Consider the following 15,059-nt stretch of genomic DNA (forward strand, 5'->3'; position numbering starts at 1 on the left):
CGACTAAAGCGTTGGTGCTGACGGTCCGGGGAGTGGACGGGTGCGCGGACGGGCCAGCAGGGAGACGAGAACGGCGGAGACGGTCGCCGCGCCGGCGAGCGTCGCCAGTGGGGCGCCGGGGCCCAGCACCGCGTGCACGATCCCCCAGCCCACCAGTCCCGCCACCGCGCCGGTGGCCAGGGTCAGCGCACGGTGCGGGAAGTCCGCGCGCGGGCGGCGGCCGGTGGCCGCTCCCGCGACCGCGAGCCCGACCATCATCGACAGCAGTGTCAGCACGATCACACCCGCCTCCTACCACCGGCGAGGAACGGCGAAACGGCGGCCCAGGAGTTCACCGGGCCGCCGTTTCCGCTGTTCAGCGTGCGTTCACCGCATGCTCACCGAGCGCGTGTGCCGGGGGAGCGTCACAGGGCTCCGAAGCCCACCCGGCGCACCGCCGGCTCGCCGATCTCCACGTACGCGATCCGGTCGGCGGGGACCAGGATTTTGCGCCCGTGCTCATCGGTCAGGCTCAGGAGCTTGCTCTCGCCGGAGAGCGCCTCGGCAACCGCGGTCTCCACTTCCTTGGCAGACTGCCCGCTTTCGAGAGCGATCTCGCGCGGCGTGTGCTGAACGCCGATCTTGATCTCCACGGCTTGTCCCTCCGCTGGTCACTGACGTGCTGACGTGCGCGATGGCCCGCGCCGTGTACGTGGTACGTACCCTGCACAGGTTATCCGGGCGCTCTCGTGCCCGGTCCGCGGTGGGCCACGCCCTCAGCGAACAGGGGCCGTGTCGCCCTGCATCGGGAAGCCCGCGATACCGCGCCAGGCCAGGGCGCCGATCAGCGACTTCGCCACCTCGCGCGGCACCGGCTGCCCGGAGCTGAGCCAGTGCCTGGCGGTGACCTGCGCCATCCCGCACAGGCTCACCGCCAGCAGCATGGACTCCTCCTCGGGCAGGTCGGTGTCCTCCGCGATCACGGCGCCGACCAGCTTCGCGCAGTCGAGGGAGACCTGGTCCACCCGCTCGCGCACCTGCGGCTCGTTGGTGAGGTCCGACTCGAAGACCAGCCGGAACGCGCCGCCCTCGTGCTCGACGTAGTCGAAGTAGGCGTTCATGGTGGCGGCCACCCGCGCCTTGTTGTCGTGGGTGGAGGCCAGGGCCTGGCGTACCGAGCGCAGCAGCGCCTCGCAGTGCTGATCGAGGAGTGCCAGATACAGATCGAGCTTGCCCGGGAAGTGCTGGTACAGGACCGGCTTGCTCACGCCGGCGCGGTCGGCGATGTCGTCCATCGCCGCGGCGTGGTAACCCTGGGCGACGAACACCTCCTGGGCCGCGCCCAGCAACTGGTTGCGACGGGCCCTGCGCGGCAGGCGGGTGCCGCGGGGCCGAGCCTCTGTGTGCTCGATGGCGCTCACGCCGCCTCCCGGTGAGTGGTCGATGTCGTCCCGTCCGATCGCGTCGACCGGGTCCGACTCGCCATCGTACGTTCGGGGCCAGGGCCGCCGCGTACTCTCAGCGCAGGATTTCACTGGGTGGACACCCGGTCCGTCCGACCCGGTCAGGACCGGTACTCCTCGTCACCAGGATCCACCACCCGCGCCTGCTCGGCCTCGTCGGCCGGGTCCACCTCGTCATGGTGACGCCCGGTGAGCGGGGAGTCACGGCGCTGCAGCAGTTCGAGGCGCTGTTCGACGGCGTCCGCCTCCGGGGCCTCGGGGTCCTCGGAACCGCGCCCGCGCCCGGAGGCCTCGTCCTCGTCCTGTTCCGCCTCCTGCGCGAGGAACTCGTCGAGCCCTTCGGGCTCCCGTGGATCAGCAGTCATGGCGCTCCACCTCCCGGAGGACCGGTTGGGTGTCTCCCAGCGTAGGAGCCGGACGCGGCGATGGCGAACGGGGCCCGCGAAGGTCCACGATGCGGACTCGTAATATTGCGCCATGCCATCCACCGAAGAGCCCCGGGCACGGAACACTTCGGACCCGTCGTCCCCGGCGGCGTCACCGTCCTCCCCCGCGCCCTGGCCGCCGGAGCGGGGCACCGATGTCTCCATGGAACTGCGCGACGGTGAGACCTCGGGGTTCCTCGAACTCCCGGCGCCCGGTCCCGGGCCGGTGGGCGGCATCACCCTGGCCCTGCGTGGCCGCGTACCGGAGCGGGAGGGGCTCGAACCCGCCTTCTTCGTCCACGGCCTGGGCGGCTCCTCGCGCAACTGGTCCGCGGTGATGGCCCGGGTCGGCGGCGATGTCGCCCCGCTGGCCGTCGACCTGCCGGGGCACGGCGCCTCACCGCCGCCCGCCGACGGCGACTACTCGCTGTACGCGCACACCCGGGCCGTCATCCGGGCGGTGGCGGCCGGCGGGCGCGGCCCGGTGCATCTGGTGGGCCAGTCCCTCGGTGGCGCGGTCGCCACCCGGGTCGCCGCGCTCCGCCCCGACCTGGTGCGGACGCTCACCCTCATCTCTCCCGCGCTGCCCGAAGTGCGGGTGCCGCGTACCGCGTTGCCCACCGCGCTGCTCGCCGCCCCCGGGGTGGCGCACTTGTTGCGCCGGCTGGCGCGCGATCTGCCGCCGGCGAACCGGGCCAGGGATGTCCTGGCGCTGACGTACGGCGATCCGCAGCGCATCGCCCCCGAGGAACTCGCCGCGGCGGCGGCCGAGTTCGAGCGGCGGCAGGCCCTGCCGTACTTCTGGGAGTCGCTCAGCCGCAGCGCGCGGGGCCTGGTCAACGCCTATACGCTGGGCGGGCAGCAGTCGCTGTGGAAGCAGGCGGAGCGGGTACTGGCGCCCACGCTGCTGGTCTACGGGGGGCGGGACAAGCTGGTGTCGGTACGCTCGGCGCGGCGTGCGGAGCAGACCTTCCCGGACGCCCGGTTCGTGCTGCTGCCGGAGGCAGGACACGTGGCCATGATGGAATTCCCGGACGTGGTGGCGGATGTCTTCCGGGAACTGCTGGCCGAAACCGGGACCACCGATCACGAAGACGGCCACCACTGAGGAGCCGCATGAACCGCCATGACGCCGCAGGATCCGCGTCCCCGCACCGGGTGGGACGGGACGCGACCGGCGGCACGCCGCGGCAGGAGTACGTCGACGCCTTCAGCGACGAGCAGTACGGGCAGCCGCTGCCGGTCCCCGGGCCGCGCCGCGGTGAGCCGGAGGGCGGGGCCTCCACCGGGGCATCCACCGGGTCGGCGGACGCGCAGGAGCAGGCCGGCCGGGACCGGGAGGCAGGGACGGAGCCGGAGCCCGGGGCGGAGACCGGGGCCGGGGCCGGGCACCGTACGCCGGAGCCGCGGCCGGGCCGCAGACGGCACCGCGCGGTCCGCGGGCGGGCGGCGCGGCGCGGCGGCTGGGGCCGTACGGTCACCGGGACCGCGGCCGCCGCGGTGGCGGTCGTGATGACGGTGGTCGTCGCCGGGGAGATGCACGGCGGGGTGTCGTCGGCGAACGGCGACGCGGCCGACCGGCGCCCGCATCTGGGACAGCAGGACCTGTCGGGGGACGACGAGGGGGCGCGCTCGGTGCCGGAGGGCGAGGCCGGGGAGGCCCCCGAGCCGGATCCCGGGCCGACGTACGACGAACTCATGGAGACCCGTTTCCCGCTCGACCCCGATCTGACGGGCGACGGTGAACTGGTGCCGGTCAGCGGCAGCGACCCGGCCGCCGATCCCGACGCGATGACCGTGCTGCGCTACCGGGTGGACGTGGAGGCGGACATCGGGCTGGACCCCGAGCTGTTCGCGCAGGCGGTGCACCGCACCCTCAACGACCAGCGCAGCTGGGGCAACAACGGGGAGCGCTCCTTCGCCCGGGTCTCCTCGGGCGACCACGACTTCGTGATCACGCTCGCCTCGCCCGGCACCACCGCCGAGTGGTGCGACAAGTCGGGGCTGGACATCCGGCAGACCAATGTCTCCTGCGACTCCGCCAGCACCGAGCGGGTGATGATCAACGCCTGGCGCTGGGCCCAGGGCGCCGAGACCTACGGCGACGACATGCACGCGTACCGGCAGATGCTGATCAACCACGAGGTGGGGCACCGGATCGGCTACGGCCATGTGGGCTGTACCGCCGAGGGGGCGCCCGCCCCGGTGATGATGCAGCAGACGAAGTTCCTGACCTGGACGAACGGGCTGACCTGCCGGCCCAATCCGTGGCCGCACCCGGAAAACTGACCCGGGCTCCGCGCCTTAACGACTGAACTCCATCCAAAGTCACGTTTCTTCACCCCTTCTGGTGGTGTGGCGGACAACCGTCCGTCGTGCCTGGCTCATCCGGACATACCGTCTTCCCGCTGATGTCCAACCGAGTCCCAGGCATCCAGGGGAGGTGCGCCGGTGCGTATCGCACTGCTGACCGAGGGTGGTTACCCCTTCGCACAGGGCGAATCCGTGGTCTGGTGCGACCAGTTGCTGCGCGGACTGGCCACCCACGAGTTCGAGATCTGCGCGCTCAGCCGCAGCAGGAGCCAGAGTTCCGGGCCGTGGCGCGAACTGCCGCCGAACGTACGGCAGGTGCGCACCGCCCCGCTCTGGGGCCAGCCCCCGCGCGGCAACGGCGCGGGCGGGCGGCCCTCGCGCCGGCTGGGGCGCCGATACGCCGAGCACTTCGCCGAGCTGACCGCGGCGCTGTGCTGGGGCGGGCCGGGCCCCGACCGGCTGCCGAGCGGGCAGGCGGACCGTTTCGCCGCCGGGCTGTACGGCATGGCCGGCACCGCCGTCGAGTTCGGCGGGCTGAGCGGCTGGCTGCGCTCGGAGGAGGCGGTACGCGTCCTGGAGGCGGCGTGCCGGGCACCGGGGGCGCCGCGCGCGGTGCACGCCGCGCAGGTGCCGGATCTGCTGGCGGTCACCGAGCGGCTGGAGCGGGCGCTGCGTCCGCTCTCGCTCGACTGGTACGGCTCGGGCGCGGACGGCGACGAGGGGCTCGCGGCCATCGATCTGTGCCATGCGGTGGGCGGCGGCCCCGCGGCCCTGCCCGGCCTGCTGGCGCGGCACTTCTTCGACACCCCGCTGCTGATCACCGAGTACGGGGTGCGGTTGCGCGAGCACTATCTGAGCAGCGCGGCGAGCGCCGCGCGCGCCGCTCACGCGGTGCCGCCCACGGCGGCGGGCGCCCCCGTACGCGCCCTGCTGACGTCCTTCCAGGCCCGGCTGGCCCGCGAGGCGTACGCCCGGGCCACCCTGATCACCCCCGGCAACACCCATGTGCGGCGGTGGCAGGAGCGCTGCGGCGCCGACCGGGACCGGCTGCGCACCGTCTACCCGGGCCTGGACGCCCGGCCGTTCCTGAAGGTGGAGGAGGGCGATGCCGAGCGGGCGGCGCGCCGCGGCACACCGGAGCGCGAGCCCGCACCGGCGCCGACCCTGGTGTGGGTGGGCCGGGTCGCGCCCGCCAAGGACCTGGTGGGGCTGCTGCACGCGTTCGCCGAGGTGCGCCGGGCCGAGCCCGCGGCGCGGCTGCGGATCGTGAGCGCGGCGCCGGGGGACGCGGGGTATCTGGCGCACTGCCGCGCGATGGCGGCACAGCTGTTCCCCGCCGAGTCGCCCGACCCGTACGCGGCGGGCGTCAGCCCCGTCTCCTTCGAGGAGACCGGCGGCCCCGAGCTGCCGGCACCGGCCGCCGCGTACGCCGCCGGGAGCGTATTCGTCCTCTCCAGTTCGGTAGAGGGTTTCCCCGTTCCGCTCATCGAGGCGATGTTCAGCGGGCGGGTGGCGGTGTGCACCGAGGTGGGCTCGGTGTGCGAGGTGATCGGGGGCACCGGACTGGTGGTGCCGCCGCACAACCCGCGTGCGCTGGCGGACGCGTGTGTCGCGCTGTTGCGTGACCCGGCGCGCAGGGCGCGACTGGGGGCCGCGGCGCGAGCCCGCGCCCTGGAGCTGTTCACCATTGAGCGGAACGTGGCGGCATTCGATCAGATCTATCTGGAAATGATCTCGACCGGTCCGGTGCGCCGTTCCGTCGCCGAGCCGGCCGCCGACCCGGACGTCCCGTTCGCCCGCCCCGCCGAGAGTCATCTCGCCGCGCCGGTCCCGGCCGCACCGCCCGGCTGGGCCATACCGGCCCTGGGCGCCATGACCGAGCGGGGCCCCGGCCACTGCCCCGGTCCCGGCCAGGGCCCCGGTGATCCCGCGTGACCGCCCCGGCCGACCCCGTACGGGTGCTGCTGCACCGCCACCGCGAACTGTGCGAGCACGCCACCGACCCACTGGAGATCGCCGCCGCGCTGGAGGCGTACGGCCTGACCGACGCCGGGGCCGCCCGGTTCCGGCACCGCGATGTGTTCTCCCTGGCAGAGGAGCTGTATGCGCGTACCCCACGCCCCGGGGAGCACCCCCAGGGCCCCGCCCCCGGCCTCCCTCCCCGCCGGTCCCGCCACCGCCGTCACCGTGACGCGGCCCGGCCGGCCGAGCCCTTCCGGCCCCCGCGCCGCGCGAGGGCGCACGCCCCGGGCGGCCCCGTCCGTCCGCTGCTGCCGCTGTTCCCCGCCGCGCTGGTCTCGGCGGGTGTGGTGGCGGCGGACGCCAGGGCCCAGGCCGCACTCACCGCGGCCGCCGTACTGGCCGCCGGATTCCTGCTCTACGGGCGCGGCAGGCCCCGGATCGCCGCACTGTGCGTCCTGCCCCTGCTGGCCCTGCTGTGGCACCGGGCGGGCCCCGGCGCGCTGCTGCCGCCGGTGGCCGCGGTCGCCCCGGCGGTGTGGTGCCGCGACTGGTTCGCGGCCCGCGCCCGGCGCCGGCTGGCGGCCAGCCGCAGCCTGAAGGAGTTCGCCGCCGCGGTGCGGCACCTGGTCGGCGCGGCGCTGCTGCTGTTCACCCTCTGCCTGGCCGCTCTGCGGGCCGCCCTGTGGCCGCTGCTTCCCCCGGCGGCGACCACCTGGACGGTCACCGGGCAGAGCCTCGCGCTGGGCGTGCTGCTGTTCCTGTCCGTCCTGCTGGCCGCGCACGGCTTCCACCGTGCGGCGGCGGCCGGGCCACTGGCGGCCTGCGCCGTCCATCTGCTGATCGCCGTCACGGCCCCGCCGGCCGAGGCCCTCCTGCATGCCGCCGCCAGCGGCGCGACGGCGGCCCTCCTGCTCATCCCGGCCGGCCGCGCGCTGGTGGCGGCCTCCGCCCATCACCACGATCACCCCCACCCCCGCGGCCGGCCGCCGCGGCCACGCACGCACCACTGACGGCCGGCCCGTACGTCCCCCTCATCCCCCCGACCCCACGCACCCGCGGAAGCAAGAGGAGCAATCCCCCCATGACCACACCCCCCCTCACCCGTCACCTCACCGCAGGGGAGACGAGCCGATGAGAGTCCTCCTGCTGGGCGCCAGCGGCTACGTCGGCCGCTTCGTCGCCGAACGGCTCCTCGCCGACCCCGCCGTCCACCTCACCGCGCTGGGCCGCGGCGACGAGGCCGACGTGCGGTTCGACCTCGCCACCGGCAGCCCCGGAGCCCTGACCCGTTTCCTGGACGCCGTGCACCCGGGCGTCGTCATCAACTGCGCCGGCGCCATCCGGGGCACCGCCAGCGAGCTGACCCGGCAGAACACGGTGGCCACCGCCACCCTGTGCGAGGCGGTGCGGCGCAGCAACTGCCGCTCGCGGCTGGTGCACATCGGCTGCGCGGCCGAGTACGGGCCCTCCCAGCCCGGTTCGTCGATCGCCGAGGACGCCCTGGCCCGCCCGGGCGGCCCGTACGGCGTCAGCAAGCTCGCCGCCACCGAACTCGTCCTCGGCTCGGGTCTGGACGCGATCGTGCTGCGGGTGTTCTCGCCGACCGGGCCCGGCACCCCGGCGGGTTCGCCGCTCGGCCGGCTCGCGGACTCGCTGCGGCGCGCGATGCAGCACGGCGACAACGAGCTGAAGCTGACCGGGCTCGGCGTCCAGCGGGACTTCGTGGACGTCCGCGACGTCGCGCGCGCCGTGCACGCCGCCACGCTCTCGGCGGCGCAGGGCGTCGTCAACATCGGTACCGGCCACGCGGTACGGCTGCGCGAGGCGGCCACGGCGCTGGCCCGGATCTCCGGGTACGGCGGCGCGCTGCACGAACTGGACGCGCCGCTGGGCCCGCCCGCGCAGCGCGGCCCCGAGTCGGCGGCCCTGCCGGTGCCGCCGCCGCAGCCCGGCCCGTACCCCGACGGGTGCGGGGCCTGGCAGCAGGCGGATGTGCGCACCGCCCGCGACCGGCTCGGCTGGCGGGCCCGGATCGGCCTGGAGGAATCACTCGCCGACATCTGGATGGAGGCCGCCTGCCGCCTGTAGGAAAGCGGTTCCGGGACGGGCGTCTCACGTACCAGGACGCCCGTCTCGGAATGCCCGGCACCGTGGCACTGTTGTACGCAGAACGTCTGTCCCTATGACCATCGGAGTCCCCGTGTCGCTGCCACCCCTGGTCGAGCCGGCCGCCGAGCTCACCGTCGACGAGGTCCGCAGGTACTCCCGCCATCTGATCATCCCGGATGTGGGGATGGCGGGGCAGAAACGGCTGAAGAACGCCAAGGTGCTCGCGGTGGGAGCCGGCGGCCTCGGCTCGCCCGCGCTGATGTACCTGGCGGCGGCGGGTGTCGGCACCCTCGGCATCGTCGAGTTCGACGAGGTCGACGAGTCGAACCTCCAGCGGCAGATCATCCACAGCCAGGCGGACATCGGCCGTCCCAAGGCCGTCTCGGCCATGGAGACGGTGCAGGGCATCAACCCGTACGTCCAGGTCAACATCCACGACGAGCGCCTCGACTCCTCCAACGTGATGGAGCTGTTCAGCCAGTACGACCTGATCGTCGACGGCACGGACAACTTCGCCACCCGCTACCTCGTGAACGACGCGTGCGTGCTGCTCGGCAAGCCGTACGTGTGGGGCTCCATCTACCGCTTCGACGGACAGGCGTCGGTCTTCTGGTCCGAGCACGGTCCGTGCTACCGCTGCCTGTACCCCGAGCCGCCGCCGCCGGGCATGGTCCCCTCGTGCGCCGAGGGCGGCGTGCTGGGCGTGCTGTGCGCGTCCATCGGCTCCATCCAGGTGACCGAGGCGATCAAGGTGCTGACCGGGACGGGCGACCCGCTGGTCGGGCGGCTGATGATCTACGACGCCCTGGAGATGACCTACCGGCAGGTCAAGGTCCGCAAGGACCCGGACTGCGCGGTGTGCGGCGAGAACCCGACGGTGACCGAGCTGATCGACTACGAGGCGTTCTGCGGGGTCGTCTCGGACGAGGCGCAGGCGGCGGCGAAGGACTCGACGATCACGCCCCGGCAGCTGAAGGACTGGATCGACGCGGACGAGAAGATCGAGATCATCGATGTCCGTGAGCAGAACGAGTACGAGATCGTGTCCATCCCGGGCGCGCGGCTGATCCCGAAGAACGAGTTCCTGATGGGCAGCGCCCTCGGGGACCTGCCGCAGGACCGGCGGATCGTCCTGCACTGCAAGACGGGTGTCCGCAGTGCGGAAGTGCTGGCGGTCCTGAAGAACGCCGGCTTCGCGGACGCCGTGCACGTGGGCGGCGGCGTGATCGGCTGGGTGAACCAGATCGAGCCGGAGAAGCCCGTCTACTGACGAGCCCCTCTACTGGCGGCACTCCCGCCGGGCGCGGCGGGCGGGGCCGGGTGCTCACGGGCACCCGGCCCCGTCCTCCGGTGTGGCCCCGGCCAGCAGATGGGCGTGCACGGCGGCACTGACACAGGCGTCGCCGGACCCGTACGCCCCGTGCCCCTCGCCCTCGTAGGTCAGCAGCACCCCGACCCCCTGGCCCAGCGCCTCCCGCATCCGCTCGGCGCCCGCGTACGGGGTCGCCGGATCGCCGGTGGTGGCCAGCAGGAGGATCGGCCGGGCTCCCTCGGCACGCACCTGGGGCTGATCGCGCTCCCCGGTGACCGGCCAGCCCGCGCAGGACAGCAGCCCCCAGGCGAAGTACGGGCCGAAGACGGGCGAGGCATCCTCGAACTCCGCCAGGTGGCCGAGCACGTCGCCCACCGTGGGCCGGGAGGCGAAGTCGGCGCAGTTCACGGCCCGGTTGGCGGCGTGCAGATTGCGGTACGCGCCGTCACCGCCGCGCCCGTTGTACTGCTCGGCGGCGGCCAGCAGCAGCTCCCCGTTCCCCTCGTCCAGGGCCTGCCGCAGCGCGCGGGTGAGATAGGGCCAGGAACCCTCCGCGTACAGCGCGGACATGACGCCGGTGAAGGCGAGGGACTGGGTGAGCCGTCGTGGCCCGGCGGCCGGCAGCGGCTGCTCCCGCAGCCGGTCGAGCAGGGCGGCGATCTCCTCCTCGGAGGGGCAGTCGCCGGTGGGCCCGCAGGCCGCGAGGTAGTTGCCGAGCGCGAGCTGGAACCCCTCGGTCTGGAGCAGCGCCCGCCGCACCACGTCCCGGGTCGGGTCGACCACGGCGTCCAGGACCGTACGCCCGACCCGCCCGGGATACAGATGCGCGTACACGGCGCCGAGCTTGGTGCCGTAGGAGACACCGTAGTAGTGCAGTTGGGAGTCGCCGAGAACCTGGCGCAGCAGATCCAGATCCCGCGCGGCGTCGACGGTGCGCAGATGGGGCAGGAGCGCCCCGGCCGCGGCCTCGCAGTCGGCGGCGAGCTCCCGGACCCTGGCGGCCAGTTCCTCGCCCTCCCGGCGGTCGCGCGGCACCCCCGGATCTGCCTGCTCCGCGGCGTCGATGCCGGCGCCGTCCCGGCACACCACGGGCGAACTCGCCCCCACCCCGCGGGGGTCGAAGCTGACCAGGTCGAACCCCTGCCGCAGCGTGTCGTATCCGCCGGCCACCCGGGGCAGCGTGGCCACCCCGGACCCGCCCGGCCCGCCGAAGTTGAACACCAGCGACCCGATCCGCTCCGCCCCCTCCACGGCCGCCACCCGGATCAGCGCGATGCCCAGGGTCTCGCCCTCCGGCGCGGCGTAGTCGAGCGGCACCGTCAGCTCGGCGCACTCCCACGGCGCACCGTCGGCGAGCGCTCTCGGTGCGGGGCCCGCGCCCTGTGCGGCGGTGGGAGCCGGGCAGTCGCCCCAGGCGAGCACCTGCCGGGTGAGGGCATCGGGCAACTCCGGCCCTTCGGGGTCCTGCTGGGCGGGCGAGGGCTGGTTCACGCCGGGTATCGGCCCGCCGTCGTCCACCCCCGGCCCGGCGGTGCACCCCGCGAGCAGCACGCTCCCCACCACCACCGACCCGACAACGCGCCGCACACGACCACCTCCCCGGGGGAGGCTACCCGGCGGGCCGAACACCGCGACGGAAGCGGGGGTGGGACGTGTGCGCACCGGCCCCGCGTTCCGTGTGCGAACGCCTCGTGCGCCTTCCGGCTGCCGGGTGCCGCGCTCAGGGGCAGGTCTTGCCGTCCGTGGGGACGTCGCCGTCCAGGAGGTAGGCGTTGACGGTGTCCTTCACGCAGGTGTCGCCGCTGTTGTAGGCGCCGTGGCCCTCGCCCTCGTAGGTGAGTTCCACCGCCTTGTCCTTGCCCAGGGCCTCCTTCATGTTCTGGGTGCCCGCGTACGGGGTGGCCGGGTCGCCGGTGGTGCCGATCAGCAGGAGCGTCGCGTCCGTCGTGGTGCTGACGTCCGGGTGCGACTGGGTCCCGGTCACGGGCCAGTCGGTGCAGCTGAGCAGGGACCAGGCCATGCCGGGGCCGAAGACCGGGGAGGCGTCGGTGAATTCGGGGAGCGCGTCGTGGACGTCCGCCACGTCGTAACGCTGGTCGGTGTCGGCGCAGTTGATCGCCACCAGGGAGGACTGGAGCGTGGAGTAGGTGCCGTTCTGGTTGCGGCCGTTCATCGAGTCGCCGAGGGTCAGCAGGATGGTGCCGTCCGGGTTCTCGGAGGCCATCGCCTCCTCCAGGCCCTGGGTGAGGAAGGGCCAGAAGTCCTCGGAGTACAGCGACTGGGCGATCCCGCTCCAGGCCAGGGATTCGGTGAGCGGCCGGCCGTCCGGGTCCTGGGTGGGCAGCGGGTGGGACCTGAGGTTCTCCAGGAAGTCCTTCAGTTTCTGTTCGCCCTCCTGCGGGGTGCTGCCCAGCGGGCAGTTCTCGCTCTGGGCGCAGCTCTCCATGTAGGTGGTGAGGGCCTGCTGGAAGCCCTTGGTCTGCGCCAGGGCGCCCTCGCGCGCATCCGCTGTCGGGTCCACCACGGCGTCCAGGGCCGCCCGGCCCACCCGCTGCGGGAAGAGGTGCGCGTACACGCCGCCCAGCTGCGTACCGTACGAGATCCCGAAGTAGTGCAGCTTGTTGTCGCCGAGCACCTGGCGCATGAGGTCCATGTCGCGGGCCGTGTTCACGGTGGTGAGGTGGGGGAGCAGCGGTCCCGCGGCGGCCTCGCAGGCGTTGTCGAAGGCGCGCAGCCGGTTGGTGAAGTCCCGTTCCTCCGCCTCGCCGGATGGCACCGGGTCGGCGGCGAAGTAGTCGTCGAGCTGTTTGTCGCTCATGCACACCAGGCCGTCGCTGTCCCCGACGCCGCGCGGGTCGAAGCTCACCAGGTCGTAGCGCTTGGCGAGTTCGGTGTAGTCGCTGCCGAAGGCCGGCAGGGTGACGACGCCGGAGCCGCCGGGACCGCCGAAGTTGAAGAGGAGGGAGCCGATGCGTTCGCCCTCGCCCCCGGTGCTGCGGGCGCGGATCAGGGCGAGGTCGAGGGTGTCACCCTCCGGGTCCGCGTAGTTGACGGGGGCCTTCATCGTGGCGCACTCCCAGGGCGCGCCGTCCGGCAGCGGGGAGGGCGAGCCCCCGCTGTCGCCCTGGGAGGAGTCGGGCGTCTTGCACTCCGACCACTCCAGTTTCTGGGCGGTGAGCGAGTCGGGGAGGCTGTCGGTGGGGACGGGGCTGCCCGAGGGGGGTGGGGTGGTGGTGTCCGCGACCCGTTCGGGGCTGCCGCCGGCGGAGCAGCCCGCCGCCGGCAGCACCGCCAGCGTGGTGAGGACGGCTGCCAGGCGGACACGCATCATCGGACGGCTCCCATCGGGTCGGCGTCCCTCCCGGATACCGTCCGGCAGGGACGCCCATCTTCCGGCGCCGCCGGCCCCACCCGCATGTGGTGGGGCGCATGTGGGTGACCCTCAGTGGCTGCCGCCCCCACCGCCTCCACCACCCCCGCCGCCCACCGGCAGCCAGCGGCCGCGCAGCGCGAACAGGATCGTCGCCGCCACCACCAGCAGCAGCAGCGACAGGGCGGTCGCGCCCGCCGGGTCGTTCTGGAGGAGCAGGTAGACCTGGAGCGGAAGGGTCTGGGTGGTGCCCGGCAGGTTCCCGGCGAAGGTGATGGTCGCGCCGAACTCGCCCAGTGCCCGCGCCCAGGCCAGCGCCGCGCCGGCCACCAGGGCCGGCCGCGCCATGGGGAGCGTCACCAGCCACAGCGTGCGCAGCGTCCCGGCGCCCATGGTGGCGGCGGCCTCCTCGTACAGCGGGTCGATGCCGGTGAGCGCCCCCTCCAGGCTGATGACCAGGAACGGCATGGCGACGAACGCCGCTGCCACCACCGCGCCCGCCGTGCTGAAGGGGAGGGTGACGCCCAGGGCTTCCAGCCGGTCGCCGAGCAGGCCGCGCCGTCCGAAGCCCTGGAGCAGGGCCACACCCGCCACGGTGGGCGGCAGGACCATGGGCAGCAGCACCAGGGAGCGGATGAGCGGCTTGCCGGGCAGCGGTACCCGGGCCAGCAGCCAGGCGAGCGGGACGCCCAGCAGCAGCGAGATGACCAGTGCCCACAGCGACACCACCAGGGACAGCCGCAGCGCCTGGATGACGGCGGGGTCGGTGAGGCGTTCGGTGAGGCCCGACCACGGTGCGCCGGTGATGATCCCCAGGAGTGGGATCAGCAGGAAGGCCACCGCCAGCAGGGCCGGGATGAGCAGGGTCAGCGGGACCGCGCGCTTGTTCATGGGGTGAGAAAGCCGGCCGCCGTGAGCAGTTCGCGGGCCGGTTCCGTGCCGAGCCAGGCGACGAAGGCGGCGGCCTCGTCGGGGTGTTCCGAGGTGTTGAGCACGGCGGCGGGGTAGGCGGCGATGACGTTCTGCTCGGCGGGGATGGGGAAGGTGAGCACGTCCTCGCCCGCCGAGGCGGCGTCGGTGGCGTAGACGAGCCCGGCGTCGGCCTCGCCGAGCCGGACCTTGCCGAGGACGGCGCGGACGTTCGGTTCCTGGGAGACGGGGGTGACGTTCACGCCCGCGCGGTCCAGGATCTCCTCGCCGTAGCGGCCGGCCGGGACCTCGGGGGCGGCAAGCACCAGGCGCAGCCCGTCCTGGGCGAGGTCGGTGAGGTCCTCGACACCGGCGGGGTTGCCGGGCGGGGTGACGATGACGAGTTCGTTGTGGGCGATGACGGCGGGTTCGCCGGTCTCCTCGGCGACCGACTCCATGGTGGCGGTGTCGGCGGTGACCACGGCGTCGGCGGGGACGCCCTGCCGGATCTGGGCGGCGAGCTCCTGGGAGCCGGCGAAGGAGAACTCCACGGTGACGCCCTCGTGTTCCCGCGCGAAGCGGTCGGCGGCCTCGGTGAAGACGTCGGTGAGGGAGGCGGCGGCCAGGACGGTCAGGCTGGTGTCGCCGGTGCCGTTCGCGCTGTCGGCGTCGCCGCTGCCGCAGCCGGCCAGGAGCACGGCGGACAGGGCCGCGCCGGCCAGCGGCCGGATCTTCTTCACGGTCATTCCCCCCGGTCGATGTGGACGTTGGTCGCCTTGACCCGGGCGGTGGCCTCCATGCCCACGGCGAGGCCGAGTTCCTCGACGGCTTCCCGGGTGAGCAGGGAGACCAGCCGGTGCGGTCCGGCCTGGATGTCCACCTGGGCGGCGACATCGCCGAGCTTGACGGCGGTGATGATGCCGGGGAAGGCGTTGCGGGTGCTGCTGTACGGCTCGTCCGCGCCGTCGTCGTCCGCGCCCGCGGTGGCCAGCGCCACCGCGAACGCCGCCAGGTCGGGGCCCTCGATCAGCCGTTTGCCGGCCTCGTCGCGGCGGGTCGGCAGCCGGCCGGCGTCCGCCCAGCGGCGGACGGTGTCGGGGCTGACCCCGAGCAGCCGGGCGGCCCGGCCGATCGTATAAGAACGCATGTGCGGCACGTTAGGCCGAATGGGTTGGCATGGGCAAGGTCAGGCTGGGCCATAGGATCGCAACTGCGGT

At 73.7% G+C, this 15,059-nt stretch carries 14 protein-coding genes and 1 pseudogene; 6 read left to right on the forward strand and 9 right to left on the reverse strand.

Translation table 11 applies throughout. From position 1 onward, the window contains the following. Window positions 1-3 precede the first annotated feature (3 nt). The 4 genes from SXIM_RS18575 to SXIM_RS18590 form a co-directional block, all read right to left on the reverse strand. Window positions 4-282 carry a hypothetical protein gene (locus SXIM_RS18575; protein ID WP_046724711.1) on the reverse strand — a complete coding sequence of 93 codons (279 nt, stop codon included), beginning with the start codon at window positions 280-282 and terminating at the stop codon, window positions 4-6. Window positions 283-404: 122 nt separating this feature from the next. Then, window positions 405-632, reverse strand: coding sequence for a DUF3107 domain-containing protein (locus SXIM_RS18580; RefSeq protein ID WP_030737309.1), 228 nt, complete (start codon window positions 630-632; stop codon window positions 405-407). 123 nt (window positions 633-755) lie between these two features. Next, window positions 756-1,400, reverse strand: a complete 645-nt coding sequence (locus SXIM_RS18585; RefSeq protein ID WP_030737306.1) for a TetR/AcrR family transcriptional regulator — start codon at window positions 1,398-1,400, stop codon at window positions 756-758. Between the two features lie 143 nt (window positions 1,401-1,543). Then, a complete protein-coding gene (locus tag SXIM_RS18590; protein ID WP_030737303.1) occupies window positions 1,544-1,807 on the reverse strand; it encodes a hypothetical protein in 264 nt (87 codons plus the stop codon). Between the two features lie 112 nt (window positions 1,808-1,919). On the opposite strand from SXIM_RS18590, the gene SXIM_RS18595 reads away from it, so the two are divergent. The 6 genes from SXIM_RS18595 (at window position 1,920) to moeZ (ending at window position 9,521) form a co-directional block, all read left to right on the forward strand. Then, window positions 1,920-2,975: an alpha/beta fold hydrolase gene (locus tag SXIM_RS18595; RefSeq protein WP_030737298.1), complete on the forward strand. Its 1,056-nt coding sequence runs from the start codon at window positions 1,920-1,922 to the stop codon at window positions 2,973-2,975. Between the two features lie 8 nt (window positions 2,976-2,983). Further along, window positions 2,984-4,156, forward strand: a complete 1,173-nt coding sequence (locus SXIM_RS18600) for a DUF3152 domain-containing protein (protein WP_053116248.1) — start codon at window positions 2,984-2,986, stop codon at window positions 4,154-4,156. Window positions 4,157-4,318: 162 nt separating this feature from the next. After that, complete coding sequence (locus SXIM_RS18605) at window positions 4,319-6,115, forward strand: DUF3492 domain-containing protein (RefSeq protein WP_046724712.1); 1,797 nt, start codon at window positions 4,319-4,321, stop codon at window positions 6,113-6,115. Then, window positions 6,112-7,152: a hypothetical protein gene (locus tag SXIM_RS18610; RefSeq protein WP_046724713.1), complete on the forward strand. Its 1,041-nt coding sequence runs from the start codon at window positions 6,112-6,114 to the stop codon at window positions 7,150-7,152. The genes SXIM_RS18605 and SXIM_RS18610 overlap by 4 nt, the downstream gene beginning before the upstream one ends. Window positions 7,153-7,273: 121 nt before the next feature. Next, window positions 7,274-8,230, forward strand: coding sequence for an NAD-dependent epimerase/dehydratase family protein (locus SXIM_RS18615; protein WP_046724714.1), 957 nt, complete (start codon window positions 7,274-7,276; stop codon window positions 8,228-8,230). Window positions 8,231-8,342: 112 nt separating this feature from the next. Next, window positions 8,343-9,521: an adenylyltransferase/sulfurtransferase MoeZ gene (gene moeZ / locus SXIM_RS18620; RefSeq protein WP_030737285.1), complete on the forward strand. Its 1,179-nt coding sequence runs from the start codon at window positions 8,343-8,345 to the stop codon at window positions 9,519-9,521. Between the two features lie 54 nt (window positions 9,522-9,575). On the opposite strand, the gene SXIM_RS18625 is transcribed toward moeZ, so the two are convergent. From SXIM_RS18625 to SXIM_RS18645, 5 genes and pseudogenes are all read right to left on the reverse strand, one after another. Next, window positions 9,576-11,150: an alpha/beta hydrolase gene (locus SXIM_RS18625; RefSeq protein WP_046724715.1), complete on the reverse strand. Its 1,575-nt coding sequence runs from the start codon at window positions 11,148-11,150 to the stop codon at window positions 9,576-9,578. 133 nt (window positions 11,151-11,283) lie between these two features. Continuing rightward, window positions 11,284-12,894 carry an alpha/beta hydrolase gene (locus tag SXIM_RS18630; RefSeq protein ID WP_043178505.1) on the reverse strand — a complete coding sequence of 537 codons (1,611 nt, stop codon included), beginning with the start codon at window positions 12,892-12,894 and terminating at the stop codon, window positions 11,284-11,286. Between the two features lie 162 nt (window positions 12,895-13,056). After that, window positions 13,057-13,824, reverse strand: a pseudogene (locus tag SXIM_RS18635) (ABC transporter permease); the annotation flags it as partial. Further along, complete coding sequence (gene modA, locus SXIM_RS18640; protein ID WP_046724716.1) at window positions 13,821-14,588, reverse strand: molybdate ABC transporter substrate-binding protein; 768 nt, start codon at window positions 14,586-14,588, stop codon at window positions 13,821-13,823. The pseudogene SXIM_RS18635 and the gene modA, both read right to left, overlap by 4 nt. After that, window positions 14,585-14,989: a TOBE domain-containing protein gene (locus tag SXIM_RS18645; RefSeq protein ID WP_046724717.1), complete on the reverse strand. Its 405-nt coding sequence runs from the start codon at window positions 14,987-14,989 to the stop codon at window positions 14,585-14,587. Before SXIM_RS18645 ends, modA begins: the two co-directional genes overlap by 4 nt. Window positions 14,990-15,059 lie beyond the last annotated feature (70 nt).

The sequence above is a fragment of the Streptomyces xiamenensis genome (genome assembly GCF_000993785.3).
Classification (GTDB): domain Bacteria; phylum Actinomycetota; class Actinomycetes; order Streptomycetales; family Streptomycetaceae; genus Streptomyces; species Streptomyces xiamenensis.